This window comes from Inquilinus sp. KBS0705 (assembly GCA_005938025.2).
In the GTDB taxonomy this organism is placed as follows: domain Bacteria; phylum Bacteroidota; class Bacteroidia; order Sphingobacteriales; family Sphingobacteriaceae; genus Mucilaginibacter.
Genome location: VCCI02000003.1, coordinates 45180 through 65359, shown reverse-complemented (window position 1 = coordinate 65359; position 20180 = coordinate 45180). Strand labels below are relative to the sequence as shown.

Sequence of the window (20180 nt, the reverse complement as noted above, 5' to 3'; positions counted from 1 at the left end):
TGTTATTTATATTCTTCTTCAATGGTCTTTTTAACCGGTTCCTCGGGTTTTACCGCCTCAGGTGTCGTGTTGGCATGGCCTGTTACCGGGTGTTTTAACTCGGTAGGCTCTTCGTTGTAAGTTTCCGGTGCTTCGGGGTTTTTCAATTCAGTTTCCTCAATAGCATCGGTAGCACTGTGGCCCTCAAATGCAGGTAATGTACCGGCAATAGGCTCGTAAGTGTTTTCTTCTTTAACTTCTTCAACCTTAGTTTCAACCTTTTTTTCTTCGTAGTTGTTTATCTGGTTGTTTATCTCGCGTTTAACATCTTCAGATGCATCCTTAAAATCGCGTATGCCTTTACCAAGGCCACGTGCAAGCTCGGGCAATTTATTGCCTCCAAATAGCATTAAAGCCGCAAAAAGAATCAGTACCATTTCGCCGGTACCAATATTTAAAAATAAAAAAACTGCACTTAACATCTTTTCTTCTCTATTAAGGTTACAAATATAAACAAATACAACGCTATAGTTTAAAACTAATTATCTGCTAACCACAACTTAGGGTTAACAGCAGTAGTCCCTTTATATAACGAAAACAATACTTCGGCCTCTCCGCTGCTTGGGTCGGTGGCAACACTACCAATAGTTTGCTTAGTGCTCACCTTTTGTCCCTTAGCCACACTTACAGTCCGCAAGTTATTATAAGCCGTTAAATACTCGCCATGCCTTATAATTACCATGTAAGCGCCGGCTACATCCATCACTTTAATTACTTCGCCATCAAATACCGCCCTTATTGCCGCGCCACTGCTGGTGCGTATCTCGTAACCGTTATTATCGTTACGTATACCCTCGCTATCAGTATAAGTACCAAACCCATGTACCAACTGGCCATTTGCTACGGGCCATGGTAAACGGCCACGGTTACCCAAAAAGTCGTTTGATAATTTGGCTGCCTCTGGCGTAGCGTTCAATATCTCGCTGGTGGTAGACGATTTGCTTATCACTTTTTTTGTTGGGGCAGCAACCTCGCGGTTCTCTGCCTTGGCTTTTGCCGCCGCTGCACGGGCTTCGGCCCTTGCTTTTTCTTCGGCCTCGCGCCTTGCTTCTTCAATTTCTTTCCTAATGGCAATATCTATTTGCCTTTTGGCCTGCGCAATTAACTTTTGCATGGCCCTTTGCTGCTGTCTAAGTTCGCCCTGGTGTTTTGATAGCTCGGTAATTACCTTTACTTGGCTATTCTTGGCTTTGCCAAGGGCATCCTTTTCTTTCTCCTGCTCGGTAAGCAAATTGTTCTTTTGCTTCTTATCCTTATCCAGTTCGTTTATCTTAACATGCAGCTCTTTTTGGGTACCTTGTATGTAGCCTGCCTGCCGCTCGCGGTAGGCCCCAAATTGCTGCAAATATTTCAAACGCTTATATGCCTGGTTAAAGTCTTTTGAGGCAAAAATAAACATCAGCTTGTTGTACCCGCTTTTATTACGGTATGCAAAAAGCACCATGCCGGCATAATCTTTTTTAAGCTGGTCTAACTGGCCTTGTAGGCTATGTACGGTATTATTGCTCTCAGAGATTTGATTATCTAAATTTCTTACTTCCGAATTGATATTCACTATCTTTTCTTCGCGTAAATTTATCTGCGCCTTTAAAATATTCAGCTGTTTTAACGATACCTTTTTATTGCTGGCTGTTTCCTGGTATTCGCGGTTAAGTTGCTCGAGTTCGTCAGATAGCCTGTCGCGCCTGCGTTTAAGTTCGGCACTGCTTTGCGCAAACGCGCCGGTTGTAGCTAATACACAAATAAAAAAGAGGGCGGCTCTAAAAAATTTCATTCACCAAAAATATAATTTTTTAATTAGCAGCTTCGTAACTTTTTGGAATACTGAAAGGATATTCGAGCGGCTTGTCAAATTCGGCTGTTGTATAACGCAAGTTTACCTGTATTTTTCTGCCCGAAGCTGTAGATGCGATATCAATTTGCGATGGTATTACCCTATTATCGGCCTGTATAAATACTTTATTGGTTACCTGTAACGATTGTGCCGCCGCCTGGTTAGATAAGTTAGTTTGGGTAACCTTCATATCGGGGCCCAAAAGCAGCTTATAGATCAGATCTTGCAGGGTACCGGTTACGGCTGTGTTTGTGCCTTCGGGCTTATAGGTGGCGTTCTCGTTAACCAGTTCGGGAATGGCATTACCTACCAATAGCGATTGCAATGTTTTAAAATTTACCTGCTTGCTGGCATAGGTATATACATAGCTGAACGGCTTTTTTAAATACACACCCTGGAAATTGTTACGCACCAGTATACTATCGGGGGTTATCAGGGCTCTTGCTACCTCAATACCGGCAATTGCAGTAACCGATATCCATATTTTTTGATCGCGGCTAACGCGGATGTTTAGGGTAACATCATTATCGTTGCCGTTAAAGGCCAGTTTGGTTTTGGCTTTGCCCGAAAAGGTATTGAATGTTACCTGTTTTGACCGTATAGCAGCTATACGGCTGCGCACATCATTTGCTTTTATAGCTGCTGCCGAATCTACCGTTGGCCGGTTTACTACCACCAGCTTTTTTGATTTACAGGCCGATAATGTTAAAATTGCCATGCAGCATATCACTGCTATTTTATTCAACGTATTTCTTTTCATTTATCTTTCTTTCTAATACCGGCGATGCACCTCCCTGTGTTTTGGCTTTGTTCCAGTTTTGCAGGGCGGCATCTGTATTACCCAATAAAAATAAAATATCACCGTAGTGTTCTGTTTTTACCGGGCTGTTGCCTTTATCATGTAAGAGCGATTTTTCTATCCAAAGTTTAGCCTCCTGGTAGTTTTTCTGTTTAAATAATATCCAGGCGTAGGTATCTTCAAACGATGCCGTATTGGCCTGCAAATCGTTACTACGCTTTGACATTTGGGCGGCTTTGTCTAATTGCTCATTCCTTAACGACAAATAGTACGCATAATTGTTCAGCGTGAATGCATTATCAGGGGTATAGGTAAGCGCCTTATCATAAGCCGCATCCGAGTTTTTATTATCATTTACCGAGTGATAACAATCGCCTAAAGCCGAATAACATTGGCCCAACAGATCGCTATCCGAAGTTTCTAACGATAAAGTATTTTTAAGGTAGCCTATGGCTTTATTATAATCCTTTTTTTGTTGCCACGATACGCCTACCAAATAGTTCATGGTGGCCTGGTTAGGGAAAAACGACAGCGAGTTTTCGCCATCTTTTATGGCGGTGTCAAAATCGTTATTGCCTAAATCTAAGCGCACCAATTGTTCCTGTACATTATATGCCTGCCCGTTAAGCTCAACCGATTTGCGGTAGGCAGCGGTAGCTTCTTTATATTTTTCGTTTTGCAGCAGCATATCGCCATACATGGCATAAGCCTTATCATTATCCGGATGGGTATCTATCAAAACCTTGCTTAATTCCAACGCGCTTGCCTTAGCATCCGGGTCGGGGAATTTTGGCACGTAACCCAGTACTATCCTTAACTTTTGTTCAACATCAACATCGGGGTTGGCAAAAGCTATCTCCAATTCGTTAAAGCTGGCTTCGTAGTTCTTTTTCTCCCGGTATATATCGGCCAGGGCCAAATGCAGCATGCCATTTTTAGGATCTATCTTTTTGGCCTTATCCAGCACGGCTATGGCTTTATCATTTAATCCGTTTGAATTATACAATTCGGTTAACAGCAGGTAGTTGCGTATTTGTGTAGGGTTAGCTGCAATTAGCTGCTCCAAGGCAGCAGCGGCTTTATCAACATTGCCCTGGCGCAGGTACACTTTTTGGCGGTTGGCTAACAGGTCGTCTGTAGGGCCGGTAATTTGTTCTACCTTATCATATAGCTTTAAGGCTTCGTCGTATCTTTTTTGGATAGATAAAGCATTGGCCTTATCAAAATAGTAATCGGGCTTGTCGGGATTTATCCTGATAAGCTCGTTAAAAACATACTCCAATTTACCCAGGTCGTTTGTTTTTTCGTAACTATCGGCCAGGGCTATCCAGTACCACTCATTATTGGGGTTTACGGTAACTGCCCGTTCTAAAAGTACGCGGGCACCATCAACATCGTTTTGAATTTTTTGCAGGTTGGCCAGCTCAAACATGGTGGCATCGTTAGCAGGGTCTATTTGCAAAACGCCTTTAAATAACTCGGCAGATAGCTTATAATTCTCGATGGTTTTTTCGCGCAGGGCCGAAAAAAACAGCTCCCGCACCTTTGTACTATCATCATAGCTTAGGGGCTTACCCGCAATTATAATGGCACTGTTTTTTTGCGCGTTGCCATTTTGGGCAAATACCAAAATTAATAACGATGCCAATGCTGTAATTGCCCCTGCTTTTTTCATACCTATCCTACGCCTGTGTGGCCATAACCGCCCGCCCCGCGCGATGTTTCGTTTAACACCTCAACCTCCAGCCAGTTTACCTGCTCGTGCCTGGCAACTACCATTTGAGCAATCCTGTCGCCAGTGTTTATTTCAAAATCAACGTTAGACAGGTTAACCAGCAGCACCTTTATTTCGCCCCGGTAATCGGCATCAATGGTGCCGGGCGAGTTTACTATGCCTATACCATGCTTAAATGCCAGGCCGCTGCGCGGGCGTATCTGTGCCTCGTAGCCCTCGGGCAGTTCAATAAACAAGCCTGTGGGTATAAGTGTGCGTTCAAGCGGTTTTAACAACACAGGCGCCTGCAAATCGGCACGCAGATCCATCCCGGCGGCATGCAAGGTTTCGTAAGCCGGCAGTGCGTTGCCCGATCTGTTTATAATTTTAATGTTCATCTGCTAAATATAGCTTTTAGTTCTTTTCGTTCGAAGTAGAATGCCCCGGCTGCAAATAATAACAACAGACCATTACCTATAAATATATTACGATTGAACACCGTGAATGATATATAAACGAGCACAGCCGAGGTAATGATATAGGCCAGGTTCTTTTTTATATTATATGGTATAGGGTAGTTTTTTTGCCCCCATAAGTACGATAATAGCATCATGCTGGCATAAGCGGTTAACGAAATCCATGCCGATGCGATAAAGCCGAAATATGGAATAAAAATAAAATTTAATACAATGGTAAGTAAGGCACCAACGCCCGAAATGTACAGGCCGTATTTGGTCTGATCGGTAAGTTTATACCAAACAGATAAATTCATGTAAATACCCAGGCTTACATACCCGAACAATAGTATAGGTATTACCCCTATACCCGACCAATAAAGGTTGGTTTGCGCTGCATCCCTGCCTTTAATAAAATACTTAAGCAATTCGATATTGGCCACAAGGGCCACAAATATCATACACACCGCAATTATAAAATAGTCCATAATACGGGCGTAGGTTTGGGTGGCATTTTTGTTTTTAGCATGGCTAAAAAAGAAAGGTTCGGCCCCAAGCCTAAAGGCGTTAACAAATATGCTGAGGAAGACAGATATTTTAGAACAGGCCAGGTAAATACCTACCTGTGTAGAGCTATCCTTAAGCACCAGTTTACCCAGTAATATTTTATCCAGGTTCTCATTTATAAGGTACGAAAAATTGGCTATTAAAACCGGCCAGCTATACATCAGCATTTCTACAAATAACGCTTTGCTAAAAGTTGGCCTCAGTTTTAAAAATTCGGGCAATAGCAATATAAAAGTAGATGCGCTGGCAATAAAGTTTGATAAAAACACATAGCCAACCCAGCCTTTATGGAACCAGGTACTTAACCATGCTGCGCCCGGCAAATTATGCTTTATTATAAAAGGTAAAACATATATAAAAGTTAGGTTAAGCCCTACAAATATAATAACGTTTAAAAACTTAAGCAGCCCATAACGCCCGGGCCTCCCATCGGCGCGTAGTTTGGCAAATGGTATTACGCATAAGGCATCAACTATAAGTGTGCCTATAAAAAATTTGATGTATAAAACATAGTCCGGCAATGGGGTAGATGCATCTATCCTTATCCAGGTAGTAATAAGATTAGCAAATGGAAAAGTGGCCAGAAAAAATATTACAGACACCCCCAAAATGGCCCCGAATGCATTATTATAAACCAACTGCTTATCATCGGGCCGTTTATTAAGGTAACGGAAAAAGGTTGTTTCCATACCAAATGCCAATAGCGCATTAAGCATTGATGCATAGGCATACAGGTTGCCAAATATCCCATAAATTTTGGCGGGATAGGTACGGGTGTATATTGGCGTAAGGAAAAAAGTAAGCACCCTACCAGCAATGGTACTTAAACCATATATAGCGGTTTGGCCGGCAAATTTTTTAGCAGTTGACAATTAATGGGGGCTAATACAGATTTATAAACTCTTTTTAACTATCTCAAAATTACGATAGTTTTTTAATTCGCCATCATGCGTTTCAACGGCATCTACAATGGCGTGCTCAGCACCTTCGTGGCACCATTCTAAAAACATTTCCATCATCATATCGTCAGCTTCGGCGGCTATAAATACATCGCCGTTTGGCTCGTTCTTTACAAAGCCCTTTACGCCTAACTGGTCGGCAACGGCTTTTGCACCTGCCCTAAACGATACGCCCTGCACCTTTCCCTTTACTATAATATCCAAATGTTTCATTACTTAGTGAGTAGTTATAGGTTAAATTGCCGCATAACTTATTAATTGGATACAAAATAACTTAATCCAACGCAATCAACCTAATCAAACCTGAATGTTAGATCAGCTTTTTAACTTTTGTTTCGGGGGTTATGCGCTGGCCGTCTAAACCTGTAATTAAGTTTAAGCCGGGGGTTTTGCCAACTTCGATAGTGCCTTTTGTATCGTCAATACCAAAAAATTCAGCACCGTTTTGTGTACCCCATTGCAGCAAAGTATCCAAACTTAACGATGCAAAATGCTGTTGCAGCGTGCGCATCTCGCTCAAAATACAAAGCTTACTGTTTGATGCCAGGCTATCGGTACCCAGTGTAATGTTTAGTCCCTGGTTTACAAATAGCTCTACCTTGGGTAGCCTTTTTTCGATGTATAAATTGGCATTGGGGCAAAAGCACCAGTTTATCTTACGGTCGAACCGTTTAATGAAGTAAATATCTTTTAGATTAGTACAGGTATTATGTACCAGCAGTATTTTTTGGCGGTTGGTTAATAAAGGCACCATCGACTGCAGTGAGTTACGTGCCTGCGGCCTGAAATAATCTATGTTGATGCCCATGTGCTGGTACATATCAATAAAGCTGCCCAGTTTATAGCGGTAAAACTTATTCTCGTCCTCGCACTCCTGGTTATGTATGCTAAGCAGGTTATTGCCGCTATCGGCGTGGCGTTTTATCAGCTTAAAAAGTTCTTTTGATACTGAGTATGGTGCATGCGCGGTTATCGAGCTTGGCTGCGGCTTAAACTCTTGTGCTAAAGCTACAGCGTTGTTAAATACTTCTTCGGCTTTTTCGGGTAAAAAGCCAAGTACCTCCACAAAAGTATGGTAGTAAAGCTCGCTTTTAGCCTTAACGGAAATGCTGGCATTGGTGTTTGAAATATCGCCAACAGCAACAATACCGTTATTGTACATTTCCTGGTCGGCTTTTTCAATACCGTCGATGATCTGGCTTTTATCGGTTTGGCGCAGGGCCAATACTTCTTTTATAAAACTTACCAGCCCGGTGCCGGGCTTTATCTTGTCTTTAAGGTGCGAAAGCTCGGTATGGCAGTGGGTGTTTATAAAGCCGGGGCATATAACGCCCTGTACTTGTTGTATGGCAAGGTTTTGGTTTTCGGCAGTTGGTTTATCTGATATGGAGATGATCTTACCCAAATCATCTACTGTAACAATTCCGTTCTTAATTGGATCGGCACTAACAGGGTATACGTAATCGGCTTTAAAACTTTTCATTCATTATAACTTAGTATCTCGCGAAAAATAAATTAAACCAACTTCTACAACCTTAATTACAATTAACCTTAAGTTATTGTTTTTAATGTTATAAAAGAATGACTTTAAAATAAGAACAGAATTTTTAAATTTAAGTACTTTTGCATTGTGAATACCAAAAAAGTTAAAATTGATATCCGTAGCTTAAGCCTCGAAGCTTTACAGGAGCACTTTATCCGTATGGAAGAAAAGGCCTTCAGAGCTAAGCAGGTTTATGAGTGGCTATGGAAAAAATCATGCTTATCTTTTGAGGACATGAGCAATATTTCAAAAGAACTACGCACTAAACTCGATGAGAACTTCGTCATCAATAACGTTAAAATAAATTCTTCACAGGTTAGTGCTGATAAAACTATAAAAAATTCCTTTATATTACACGATACTCATTTAATTGAGGGTGTATTAATACCTACTAACGATAGAATGACCGCTTGCGTATCATCGCAAGTGGGTTGCAGCCTTACCTGCAAATTTTGCGCTACCGGCTATATGGAGCGTAAACGTAACCTTAACCCCGACGAAATTTACGACCAGGTAGTACTGATAGACCAGCAAGCTAAACAGCATTACGGCATACCATTATCAAACATTGTGTACATGGGCATGGGCGAACCTTTGCTTAATTATGCCAATGTTTTAAAATCTATAGAGAAGATAACCTCGCCCGATGGGTTAAATATGGCGGCTAAGCGTATTACGGTATCTACCGCGGGCATAGCCAAAATGATACGTAAACTGGGCGACGACCAGGTTAAATTTAACCTTGCATTATCGTTACACGCGGCAAATGATGTAAAGCGCAACGAGATAATGCCCATAAACGAGCAAAACTCGTTAAAATCGTTGGCCGATGCTTTAAAGTACTATTACGCCAAAACCAAAAACCCGGTTACTTACGAGTATATTATTTTTGACGGCGTAAACGATGGTATTGAAGATGCTATAGAACTGGCCCGTTTTTGCAAACACCTGCCCTGCAAAGTAAATATTATTGAATACAACCCGATATCGTTTGCCAGTTATATTAACGCCGGCGAAGATAAGGTAGAAGCCTTTGCCGATTACCTGCGCGGCCAGGGCGTAAACACCAACCTGCGCCGCAGCCGCGGTAAAGATATTGATGCCGCCTGCGGGCAACTGGCTATTAAAGAAAAAGATAAAGTTTCTGTAGAAATATAATATCTGCTAAATTAACCGCATGAAATTATTGCGCGGTTACCTGGCCGATTTTGTTTCGCTGATATTTCCGCAGCTTTGCGCGGCATGCCGTACCGCATTAATGGCCAACGAGCATATTTTATGCACCGATTGCCTTTTTAATTTACCACACACCAATTTTCATACCCAGCCCGATAATATTGTAGCTAAACAGTTTTGGGGCAAGCTGCCTGTTGAGGGGGCTTACAGCCTGTATTATTTTACTAAGGGTGGTAAGGTGCAAAACATGATGCACCAGTTTAAATACAATGGCATGCACCAAATTGGCGACCTGCTGGGCAATATTGCAGGCAGGCAGTTAAAAGGCAGCCCGGTATTTAGCACAGCCGATTTGATAATACCTGTACCGCTGCATCAAAAAAGATTAAAGGAGCGTGGCTATAACCAAAGCGCGCACTTTGCCGATGGCCTGGCCCAGGAGCTGGATGCCGTGGTTGAAACAGGGAATTTGATAAGAACGGTTGCCACCAAAACTCAAACGCATAAATCGCGGTTTGCAAGGTTCCAAAACATGCAGGAAGTGTTTGCCGTTAAAAACCCCGAAAGTTTAATGAACAAGCATGTACTGCTTGTAGATGATATTGTAACCACCGGGTCTACCTTAGAGGCCTGCGGTATAGCCTTACTAAAAGTACCTGGCTTAAAGCTAAGTATTGCTACTATTGCTTATGCGGAGTAAAGGTTTAGTTAATTAGAGGTTAGTTATTCAGCCCCATTGCTGGAGCACGCGTGCCGCGTGTGTCTGTACAAAATTTCCAGCGTTGTCATCCCGAGCGAGCGTAGTGACGAGGAATCTTATACGATTGACATGTAGCGAGCTTGCATGATGAACAGGATTTCTCCCTTCGGTCGAAATGACATCCTTTTTTGGAATTGTCATCCCGAGCCCCATTGCTGGCGCACGCGTGCCGCGTGTGTCTGTACAAAATTTTCAACGTTGTCATCCCGAGAGAGCGCAGCGACGAGGGATCTTATACGACTGACAGGTAGCGAGCTTGCATGATGAACAGGATTTCCCTACGGTCGAAATGACAAAGCGGTTTACTGTTTTTGATACCTGCTTAGTTTATCAAAAAGTGTTTTGGGGTCAAAGGGTTTTAAGATATAATCGTTCATGCCGGCAGCTTCTATCTGGCCCATTTGGTTGCTTAGCATTGATGCCGTAAGCGCTATAATAGGTAAATTTTGAAAGTATGGATCGCTTTTGCCACGTATAACGCCGGTAGCTTCTAAACCGCCCATTAATGGCATATGTATATCCATCAAAACAACGTCAAAGTTTTTAAAGGCTTCCAGCTTGTCAATTGCCTCAACACCGTTTTCGGCAAAGTCAGCTGTCGCGCCCCATTTTTTAAGCACTTTATTTATAAGCAGCCTGTTTATCTGGTTATCGTCAACTACAAGTACATTAATATTTAATCCTGTTTCCACTGTATTATTGTTATTAACCGTATGGCCATCTAATTTATCAAAGGTAATAGTAAACCAAAATGTAGAGCCCTTGCCCAACACACTATCTACGTTTATACGCGAGTCGTGCAGTTCTATTAACCGTTTGCTAATGGCCAAGCCAAGGCCCGTACCGCCGTAATTTCGTGTAGTATCGGCTTCGGCTTGTTTAAACGACTCAAATATGGTGTTTAATTTGTTCTTGGCAATACCAATTCCGGTATCTGTTACTGCAAAACGTATCCTTACAGTGTTTTTATTTTGCTCTATTACCTTAAGGTCGATATCTACCCCGCCCTGGCTGGTAAATTTAACAGAATTACTTACCAAATTCAATAATATTTGCATAAGGCGTGCCTTATCACCAACTATTATTGCCGGAACATCCTCATCTACATCATATTTCAGGTAAATATTATTTTCCTGCGCCTTATATTTCATAGATGAGGCAATACCGTGTATCAGGTCGCGTATATCTATGTTCGCTTTTTCAAGCTCAACGTTACCGGTTTCAATTTTAGCAAAATCCAGCACATCGTTTATCAGCGTCATCAGGTTCTCGGCCGAAAACTTAAGCACATTCAGGTTCTCTTTCTGAGAATCCATCGGGTTATCTTCCATCAATAAATGCGACATACCTATCACCGCGTTTAACGGCGTGCGTATCTCGTGGCTCATTACCGATATAAACATATCCTTGGCGCGGCTAAGCTGTATGGCTTCTTCGCGGGCGGCTATTAATTCCAGCTCGGCTTTCTTTTTGGCGGTGATGTCTATAATTACTTCGATGTACTTATCTACTTTTCCGCTATCATCCGTAATTACCGAATTGATCACCGATATCCACAAGGGTTGGCCATCTTTGCGGTAAATGAGCAGGTCTACCTCAAATGATTGTTTCTTTTCGGATAATTCGCGGGCCTTTTGAATGATAGATATATCGGTCAGTTCGCCGGTTAACGAATCTCCTAAGTGTTTATGCTGAACATCTTCAAGCGTAAAACCGGTTATTTGCTCAAAAGCGCTGTTTACCCATTCTACCTTACCGGCGCTATTGTTAATTACAACGCCGCTGGTGGTTTTACTGGCCACTAAGGATAGTGTGGTAAGTTCCTCCTCTGCCCGCTTGCGCTCGGTAATATCTACCATAACGCCTATTTGCCGCTCAACGCTGCCAACCTCGTCAAACAAGGGGCTGTTAGATATAAATACCCAGGCGGTGCTGCCGTCCTTTTTGTAAATTTTTATTTCTACCTCGTAGGGTTTATTTTCTTTAACCGCTTTTGATGCCAATTCAAACACTTCCAGGTTGGTTTCGGCCCCTACTAACTTGGTACCTATGCTTTGGCCCTTTAACTCGGTAAGGGTATAGCCAATAATACGCTCCATGGCCTCGTTCATCCAAATAATGGCACCGCCGGCATCGCGTATCATGATACCGCTTGGCGATTTACGCGCCGCGAACGACAGTATCTCTACGTCCTGCTCGGCACTTTTACGCGCGCTTATATCAATTATAATTCTGATGTATTTTTCTACCCCGTCATCGGCACCGTATATAACCGAGTTGGTTACCGATATCCATAAGGGCGTACCATCCTTTTTGTCTATCAGCAGTTCAATCTCATACGATTGCTTGTTGCGAATGGCTGCTATAAGCTGCTGCTCTGCAGCCGGGTCTTTAGTACGGCCTTTTAAAACCTTACCCAGGTACTCATCCTCAACATCGTGTATACTGTAGCCTGTAATGGTTTCAAACGCGTTGTTGGTCCATACCACGCGGTCGTTAGCATCGCTTATCACTACGCCATTCTTTATTTTACTGGCTACTAACGATAGCTGTTCGGTTTGTATGATAAGGCGTTTTTGAAAGGTAATATCGCGCCCGCTGGCATACCATTTTTCGCCCCGGTATATAGCGGTCCAGCTCAGCCATTTAACTTCGCCCGTGCGTGTAACGGTTTCTGTTTCCAGCTCAAAAGGCAGGTTTGATGCCAGGGCCTTCTCTATTAGCGGCACAAATTGCTCGCGGTTTTTGCCCGCTACAAAATCCCATAACGATCGGCCGATGGCCTGTTTTGGCGTATAACCCAAAATAGGGGTTACCGAATCGTTTATCACTTCAATATTCGATTCTTTATTGGCGATAAAGTGTATCTCTGACGAGCTCTCGAAAAGGTTATAAAATTCCCTGTGGGCAATAAGGCTTTGCTCCAGCTCTTTTTTTTGCTTGCGAAGTATAAGGTGCGACATTACTTCGCTGGCCAGGGTTTGCAGGGCGTCGCGCTGCTCGGCAGATAGCTGCTTGGCCTTTTGGTCGAACACGCACAAGGTGCCTATTACCAGCCCGCTGGGGTCAATTAATGGCGCGCTGGCATAAAAGCGTATACCAAAAGCACCCGTTACCATTTCCGATTCGGCAAACAAGGCGTTAAGGGTGGTATCGGGTACTTCTACAAGGTGATCTTCGGAAAGGGTGTACCGGCAAAAAGATTCGTTACGGGGTACGGCATCAATATCAAGCCCTACCTTTGATTTAAACCACTGCCGGTCGGCATCTATAAAAGTAATAAAGGCCAAAGGCACCTGGCATATGTAGGATGCCAGGCGGGTTATAGCATCATATTCCTCTTCAGGTAATGTATCTAAAATACCGTAGGAGTGCAGCGCCGCTAAGCGGCTGCTCTCGATATCTTCAAAATTTCCCTGTTCGGTCATCCTGCCATTTTACCCCTTAATCCTTATACAGTGGAAAATCTTCCATCAATTTATGTACCCTTTTACGTATTTTTTTGATCGAAGTTTCGTTTTCGGGGTCAATTAACACCGCGTCTATTAACTCAACAATCGTTTCCATGTGCTTCTCTTTTAGTCCGCGGGTAGTAATAGCCGCAGTACCCAGGCGGATGCCCGATGTTACAAAAGGCGACCTGTCATCATACGGAACCATGTTTTTATTGGCCGTAATATCGGCGTTAACTAAGGCGTTTTCGGCTGCTTTACCTGTAATATTTTTATTGCGCAGGTCAACCAGCATCAGGTGGTTATCCGTACCGCCCGATATGATGTTGTAGCCTCTTTCGGTTAAAGCCTTGGCCATTGCAGCGCCGTTTAACTTAACCTGTAATATGTATTTCATGTAGCTATCGCTTAAAGCTTCGCCAAAGGCAATAGCTTTAGCAGCTATAATATGCTCTAAGGGGCCACCCTGTGTACCCGGGAACACAGCCATGTCTAATAAAGACGACATCATCCTTACTTCGCCCTTTGGTGTTTTTAAACCCCATGGGTTCTCAAAATCTCTACCTAACAAAATAAGGCCGCCACGCGGGCCGCGTAAGGTTTTGTGGGTAGTGGTAGTAACAATATGGCAATGCGGAAGCGGATCGGTTAGTAAACCACGGGCAATTAAACCTGCCGGGTGCGATATATCTGCCAATACCAACGCGCCTACTTCATCGGCAACGCTGCGGATGAACGCGTAATCCCAATCGCGCGAGTATGCCGAAGCACCGCAAATGATCAGTTTTGGTTTCTCTTTTAAAGCTACGGCTTTCAGCTGGTCGTAATCAACCAGGCCGGTTTCTTTATTAACCCCATAAAAATGCGGCTCGTATAGTCTACCCGAAAAGTTAACCGGCGAACCATGTGTTAAGTGCCCGCCATGCGAAAGATCAAACCCTAATATTTTATCGCCCGGTTGTAAAACAGCCAGCATTACCGCGGCATTGGCCTGCGCGCCACTATGTGGCTGCACGTTTGCCCACTCGGCATTAAAAAGCTGCTTTGCGCGCTCAATGGCAATAGTTTCAATTTCGTCAACAATTTGGCAGCCGCCATAATAGCGTTTACCCGGCAGGCCTTCGGCATATTTGTTGGTTGCAACAGATCCTGCGGCTTCCATTACCTGCTTGCTTACAAAATTTTCTGATGCTATCAGCTCAATGCCTTCTTCCTGGCGTTGCTGCTCTTCATCTAACAGCTTAAATATTAATTTGTCTCTTTTCATTGTTGTGTATAAAGCGCGTAAAGGTAGGTAAATTTTAGAATTTAGATTTTAGATATTAGATGTTCTTACTATTTATTTACGCTGATAATTATTTAGAAATCACCACCAAACAAAATCCAATATCTATCGTGGCGATATCCAAAAATTATTATAGCCCAGGCCTATTTTTATATCTATCAGCTCCTGCTGCAGCATTTCTAATACGGCTAAAAAATTATATACAAAATGCACCTTATTTTCGGAGTTACCCGCTATGTTGCTAAAATCCATCTTTTTGTTGATGCGCAGCAGATCGGCAATGGCCGCCTTTTGTTTTTCGATGGTGTATGGGTATTGCGTTACTGTGTGCACCACTTCTTCGCTGCGGGTAAGGTATTGGCGCATCACCCGGTTATAAACCATCATCAGTTTATACAGGTTAATTTCTGAAAGTTCTTCGCCGGGTACGGCTACTTTTTCAACCTGCTCCAGGTCGGCCTTAATGTTGCCGCGCTTTTCCTGTTTAAAACGTTCATCCTCATAAGGCCTTAACTCATCGCAAAGCACCTTAAAGCGTTTGTATTCTATCAGCTTGCGTATTAAGCTTTCTTTGGTATCCAGTTCGTTCTCTTCTTCGCCGGTGTTATGGCGCGGCAAAAGCATTTTGGCTTTTATGCGCATTAGGGTAGCTGCAACAAAAATAAATTCGCTGGCTACCTCCATGTTCAGCACCGTCATCTGGTGTATGTAATCCAAAAAGTCGTTGGTAATGCTGGCTATCTTTATTTCGTGTATATCCAGTTCGTCGCGTTCTATAAAAAACAGCAGCAGGTCAAAGGGTCCTTCAAATTGCGGGAGTTTAATTGCGAAAGCCTCTTCGGTCATAATTCAAAAATACAGCTTATTTGTAATATAAATAATTACAATTGTTGTTTATAAACAATATTTAAATGTAAAATAATTGTAGCCAAATATTTTTTTTACTCCAATTAAATTCTATATTAGTACATCAGGGGCAGCGAAAAAAAAACGAAAATTTCCCGCAAGACCAACAAAAAAATGGAATAATTTATAGCCGAAAGTGTAAAGGTTATAGCCAAAATGCGTTTTAAAGGCGCATTTTAGTCGGCAAAGCCATATAAACAAAATGCTACGCTAATTAAGAATCATTTTAATGTATTTACCCTGATAACTTATACGCATAATTAGTAATAAATTAGCTTACTTTGTAGGTTAAATAGTCTGGAGAACATAGATGCAGGTACCCGCCGGTGATTTTTTAAAACGGATAAACTATCCCTCTGATTTAAAGGAATTTAAGGAAGATGAGCTTGAACAGGTATGTAACGACCTGAGGCAATATATCATTGATATTGTATCGGTAAACGGCGGCCACTTTGCGGCAAGCCTGGGTACTGTGGAGCTTACTGTAGCCCTGCAATATGTATTAAATACCCCCTACGACCAATTAGTATGGGATGTTGGGCACCAGGCATATGGCCATAAAATACTAACCGGCCGCCGCGACGAGTTTCATACTAACCGCGTTTATGGCGGCATCAGCGGCTTCCCAAAACGGTCTGAAAGCATATACGACACCTTTGGAGTTGGGCACTCATCTACCTCTATATCAGCAGCATTGGGCATGGCTGTGGCATCGCAATACAAAGGCGAAACCGACAGGCAGCACGTGGCTGTAATAGGCGATGGAGCTATGGGCGCGGGCCTTGCCTTTGAGGCACTTAACCATGCCGGTATCGAAAACTCCAACCTGCTGGTGATACTGAACGACAACAACATGTCGATAGACCCTAACGTGGGTGCTTTAAAGGAATACCTGGCAGATATCACCACCTCGAGGCCATATAACCGCTTCAGGGACGATATTGCCACTGTACTGGCCAAGCTATCATCAATAGGCCCTGATGCCTTTAAAATAGCTAAAAAGCTCGAAAAAAGCATAAAAGGGACACTACTTAAAAGGAGCAACTTCTTTGAGGCGCTTAAGTTCAGATACTTCGGCCCGGTTGATGGGCACGATGTAAAACACCTGGTTAAACTGCTGCGCGACCTGCGTGACATACCCGGGCCAAAGCTATTACACTGCATTACCGTAAAGGGCAAAGGCTACGCACTGGCCGAAAAGGACCAGACCAAATGGCACGCCCCCGGTTTGTTTGATAAAATAACCGGCGAGATAAAAAAAGCCAAATACGATAAGCCGCAACCACCTAAATATCAGGATGTTTTTGGGCATAGCATTATTGAGCTGGCCGAACAAAACCCTAAAATTATGGGGGTTACGCCTGCCATGCCTTCGGGTTGCTCGCTTAACCTGATGATGAAAGCCATGCCTACACGTGCCTTTGATGTGGGCATTGCCGAGCAGCATGCGGTAACCTTCTCGGCAGGGATGGCTACACAGGGGCTTATACCCTTTTGTAACATATACTCCAGCTTTATGCAACGGGCCTATGACCAGGTGATACATGATGTAGCCCTGCAAAAGCTAAATGTTGTATTTTGCCTTGACAGGGCCGGTTTTGCCGGTGCCGATGGCGGGACACACCATGGCGCCTACGATTTGGCTTACATGCGCTGCATACCTAATATGGTGGTATCGGCACCTATGAATGAAGAAGAACTACGCAACCTGATGTATACTGCACAACAGGAAAACATGGGCCCATTTGTTATACGCTACCCCCGTGGCAATGGTGTTATGGTTGATTGGCAACGCCCTTTTAAAGCTATACCTGTTGGCAAGGGCCGCAAAATATGCGATGGCGAAGAAGTTGCTATTGTAACCATTGGCGCTATTGGCAACGAAGCTACTAAAGCCATTGCCGACCTAAATACCGAAGGTTTTTACCCTGCACATTACGACCTGCGCTTTGTAAAACCGCTTGATGAGGATATGCTGCACGAAGTATTTACCAAATATAACCAAGTAGTAACTGTGGAAGATGGCTGCCTTGAAGGCGGCATGGGCAGCGCCATATTAGAGTTTATGGCCGATAAAGGCTATAAAAACAACGTTGTACGCTTAGGCATACCTGACCGTGTGATTGAACATGGCGAACAACCCGAACTTTGGGCCGAGTGTGGCTACGATGCCAATGGCATTGCCGCACAGGTTAGGAGCTTTGGCATTAAAAGGAATAAACATACTATAGCTTCTTAAAAAAAGGCCCTGCACAGCATAAAAAAAGCGATCGGTTACACCGATCGCTTTTTTGTTATAAGGCATTATTTTAATTTTTTGCCGCTGCAGCCGGAGGCGTAACAACCGGTAATGGCTTGCGTGGCACCATATCTTTACGCTCGGATGTATTATATACAAACGATGCTATAATGGTAGCAGCTTGTTTCAAATCGTCTTCTATCAGGCGATCGTAGGTATCCTGGTTACTATGGTGTGTACGAGTACCGTAGTCAATAGGCTCCTGTATAAACTGGAAGCCCGGTATACCCACCGCGTTATACGAAAGGTGATCTGTACCGCCGGTATTACCTATAGTAACAGTAGCTGCGCCAAGGTCTTTAAATGGTTCTAACCAGGTTTTGAATAACGGGCCAGCCGCAGAGTCGCCCTGCAAGTATATACCGCGTATTTGACCGGTACCGTTATCCAGGTTATAATAAGCATCAAGCTTTGCCTGCTCCGGCTTCAATTCCATAGTTTTAGGGTCGCCAAAATGGGCCGCAACATAGCCACGAGAGCCAAATAAACCTTGCTCTTCTGAGCTCCACAATGCAATACGAATAGTACGTTTTGGTTTAAAGCCAATAGCTTTTAATATACGCACAGCTTCCATCATTACAGCACTGCCCGCTGCATTATCTGTAGCGCCTGTAGCCGCATGCCACGAATCAAAGTGGCCGCCTATCATTACTACCTGCTCTTTTAATTTTTTATCGGTACCCGGTATTTCGGCAATTACGTTATAGCCTTGCAAATCATCGGTAAAGAATTGGGTTTTTATGTCTGCTTCCAATTCAACCTTTTGGCCTGCCTTAACTAAGCGCAAAATGCGCAGGTAGTCCTCGCTGCTGGTTTCCAGTTCGGGCGCTACTGCTTTGGCGGTATCTGCATATGATGCTCCGTTGGTTGTAAATACTGTTCCATCGCTACCGCGGGCAATACTTAATACCAAACCAACTTTTTCATTTAAGAAAAAATCGCCAATAGCAGCGCGCATAGCTCTCATACGGCGCATGGCAGCAAACTGTGGCGAATTTTGATCAAACGCCGGGCGTGGAGCTCCCGCCGGCTGTGGCTTCGCATCAGCCATTTTTTGCAGTTCTTCGTCAGTATAACGCGATGCATCCGCTTTAAATGATTGGGCTACTTTAGTTTTAGTATCAAACATTACAATTTTACCTGCAAGTTTCCCTTTGTACTGGTCAAGATCGGTAATGGTATCGGCTTTTACTAAAACCACTTCGCCTTTTATAGCGCCATTAGTACCCGGTGTCCAGGCTTTAGGGATGGCTATTATAGCATGGTAATACGGAACGGTAATAGCCGCATAATTTTTTTGAACCTCCCAGCCTTTACCAAACTTGCCCCAAGGCTCTAATTTAGCGTTAACTAAACCCCATGTTTTTAATTGATTTACAGCCCATTCCTGCGCACGTTTTAAACCCGGTGAGCCGGATAAACGCGGGCCCGCAACATCTGTAATGTAAAAAGCGGTTTCCATAACCTTGGAGTGGTTTAACCCTTCTTCGCGGATTTTTGCAACGGCCGCCTGGTCAACGGTCTCTTGTGCAAATGCGGTTCCTGCCATGCCCGTTATGGTCATGCAGGCATAAAGTAATTTTAATTTCATATAAGTCAGTCAGTTAGTAAAACAACAAAACAAACTTATTTAATTTTAGCTATAAAATATTCGCAAGGCTTTAACAAAGTTGTTACAAGGGTTATGATTTTTGAAGTATATTTGAATTATGAGCGAATATCGTTTAGACAGAACCGCTTTTAAGGCCCAAACCGCTAAAGAAGCATCTAACCATGCGGCTTACTATAAATTATTGCCATGGCAGGAAAGACTCAAGATTGCCAATTATTTAAACAGCATCGCATTTAACTATCCTGAAGATAACCCACCCAAAATGGATCGTACTATATTTAGTTGCAGAGCCAGAAATAACTAATGGGCAATATATTTAAAGAAGATTTCAGGGATTTTATTAATGCTCTAAATATTAATAAAGTAAGATATATTCTGGTTGGCGGATATTCGGTAATACTGCATGGCTATCCACGAACTACTGGCGATATGGATATTTGGGTTGAAAGAACACTCGCTAATTATAAGAAAATTCAATTAGCCTTTTTACATTTTGGAATGCCTGTATTTGACATGAGCGAAGAAAAGTTTTTATCAGATACTGCAATTGATGTTTTTACATTTGGAAGGCCTCCTGTGGCTATAGATATAATGGTTAGTGTGCTTGGCCTTAACTTTAATGAGTGTTTTGATAATTCCGTTTTTTTTAAGGATGATGGATTAGAAATAAGAACAATACATTTAAACAATCTGATCCAAGCAAAAAAAACCTCAGGCAGGTCAAAAGACTTGGATGATCTGGAAAATCTATTATAGTATAGTACTGATACGCTGCACCTA

General features: G+C 43.0%; 17 protein-coding genes. 5 read left to right on the top strand and 12 right to left on the bottom strand.

What is annotated here, in order from left to right:
* Positions 1–2: 2 nt before the first annotated feature.
* The 8 genes from FFF34_014580 to FFF34_014545 form a co-directional block, all read right to left on the bottom strand.
* On the bottom strand, positions 3–461 hold the full coding sequence (locus tag FFF34_014580; protein ID TSD63795.1) for a hypothetical protein: 459 nt from the start codon (positions 459–461) through the stop codon (positions 3–5).
* 56 nt (positions 462–517) lie between these two features.
* On the bottom strand, positions 518–1813 hold the full coding sequence (locus tag FFF34_014575; protein ID TSD63794.1) for a peptidoglycan DD-metalloendopeptidase family protein: 1296 nt from the start codon (positions 1811–1813) through the stop codon (positions 518–520).
* A gap of 19 nt (positions 1814–1832) precedes the next feature.
* On the bottom strand, positions 1833–2633 hold the full coding sequence (locus FFF34_014570; GenBank protein TSD63793.1) for a DUF4292 domain-containing protein: 801 nt from the start codon (positions 2631–2633) through the stop codon (positions 1833–1835).
* Positions 2611–4347 carry a tetratricopeptide repeat protein gene (locus tag FFF34_014565; GenBank protein TSD63792.1) on the bottom strand — a complete coding sequence of 579 codons (1737 nt, stop codon included), beginning with the start codon at positions 4345–4347 and terminating at the stop codon, positions 2611–2613. The genes FFF34_014570 and FFF34_014565 overlap by 23 nt, the downstream gene beginning before the upstream one ends.
* Before the next feature lie 2 nt (positions 4348–4349).
* Positions 4350–4784 (bottom strand): dUTP diphosphatase, encoded by a 435-nt coding sequence (locus FFF34_014560; GenBank protein TSD63791.1) that lies wholly within the window; start codon positions 4782–4784, stop codon positions 4350–4352.
* Complete coding sequence (locus FFF34_014555) at positions 4781–6280, bottom strand: oligosaccharide flippase family protein (protein ID TSD63790.1); 1500 nt, start codon at positions 6278–6280, stop codon at positions 4781–4783. The genes FFF34_014560 and FFF34_014555 overlap by 4 nt, the downstream gene beginning before the upstream one ends.
* A gap of 21 nt (positions 6281–6301) precedes the next feature.
* Positions 6302–6580: an acylphosphatase gene (locus tag FFF34_014550; protein TSD63789.1), complete on the bottom strand. Its 279-nt coding sequence runs from the start codon at positions 6578–6580 to the stop codon at positions 6302–6304.
* Positions 6581–6677: 97 nt separating this feature from the next.
* The gene (locus FFF34_014545; GenBank protein TSD63788.1) at positions 6678–7850 is read right to left on the bottom strand and encodes an amidohydrolase family protein; all 1173 of its coding nucleotides are present in this window, start codon (positions 7848–7850) and stop codon (positions 6678–6680) included.
* 147 nt (positions 7851–7997) lie between these two features.
* Between FFF34_014545 and rlmN the strand changes: the two genes are divergently transcribed.
* A complete protein-coding gene (rlmN, locus tag FFF34_014540) occupies positions 7998–9068 on the top strand; it encodes a 23S rRNA (adenine(2503)-C(2))-methyltransferase RlmN (protein TSD63787.1) in 1071 nt (356 codons plus the stop codon).
* 19 nt (positions 9069–9087) lie between these two features.
* Positions 9088–9786 carry a ComF family protein gene (locus FFF34_014535; protein ID TSD63786.1) on the top strand — a complete coding sequence of 233 codons (699 nt, stop codon included), beginning with the start codon at positions 9088–9090 and terminating at the stop codon, positions 9784–9786.
* 362 nt (positions 9787–10148) lie between these two features.
* Here FFF34_014535 and FFF34_014530 read toward each other — a convergent pair whose 3' ends face one another.
* The 3 genes from FFF34_014530 to FFF34_014520 all read right to left on the bottom strand — a co-directional run bounded on the left by FFF34_014530 (position 10149) and on the right by FFF34_014520 (position 15429).
* Positions 10149–13274, bottom strand: coding sequence for a PAS domain S-box protein (locus tag FFF34_014530; GenBank protein ID TSD63785.1), 3126 nt, complete (start codon positions 13272–13274; stop codon positions 10149–10151).
* A 16-nt stretch (positions 13275–13290) separates the two neighbouring features.
* A complete protein-coding gene (locus FFF34_014525) occupies positions 13291–14565 on the bottom strand; it encodes a serine hydroxymethyltransferase (protein ID TSD63784.1) in 1275 nt (424 codons plus the stop codon).
* Positions 14566–14688: 123 nt separating this feature from the next.
* Positions 14689–15429 (bottom strand): chromosome segregation protein ScpA, encoded by a 741-nt coding sequence (locus FFF34_014520; protein TSD63783.1) that lies wholly within the window; start codon positions 15427–15429, stop codon positions 14689–14691.
* Between the two features lie 370 nt (positions 15430–15799).
* On the opposite strand from FFF34_014520, the gene FFF34_014515 reads away from it, so the two are divergent.
* The gene (locus FFF34_014515; GenBank protein TSD63782.1) at positions 15800–17728 is read left to right on the top strand and encodes a 1-deoxy-D-xylulose-5-phosphate synthase; all 1929 of its coding nucleotides are present in this window, start codon (positions 15800–15802) and stop codon (positions 17726–17728) included.
* Positions 17729–17798: 70 nt separating this feature from the next.
* Here the strand turns inward: FFF34_014515 and FFF34_014510 are convergent, their stop codons facing one another.
* A complete protein-coding gene (locus FFF34_014510; GenBank protein TSD63781.1) occupies positions 17799–19379 on the bottom strand; it encodes a M20/M25/M40 family metallo-hydrolase in 1581 nt (526 codons plus the stop codon).
* Between the two features lie 118 nt (positions 19380–19497).
* On the opposite strand from FFF34_014510, the gene FFF34_014505 reads away from it, so the two are divergent.
* Both FFF34_014505 and FFF34_014500 read left to right on the top strand, forming a co-directional pair.
* A complete protein-coding gene (locus FFF34_014505) occupies positions 19498–19704 on the top strand; it encodes a hypothetical protein (GenBank protein TSD63780.1) in 207 nt (68 codons plus the stop codon).
* The gene (locus FFF34_014500) at positions 19704–20156 is read left to right on the top strand and encodes a hypothetical protein (GenBank protein TSD63779.1); all 453 of its coding nucleotides are present in this window, start codon (positions 19704–19706) and stop codon (positions 20154–20156) included. The genes FFF34_014505 and FFF34_014500 overlap by 1 nt, the downstream gene beginning before the upstream one ends.
* Positions 20157–20180 lie beyond the last annotated feature (24 nt).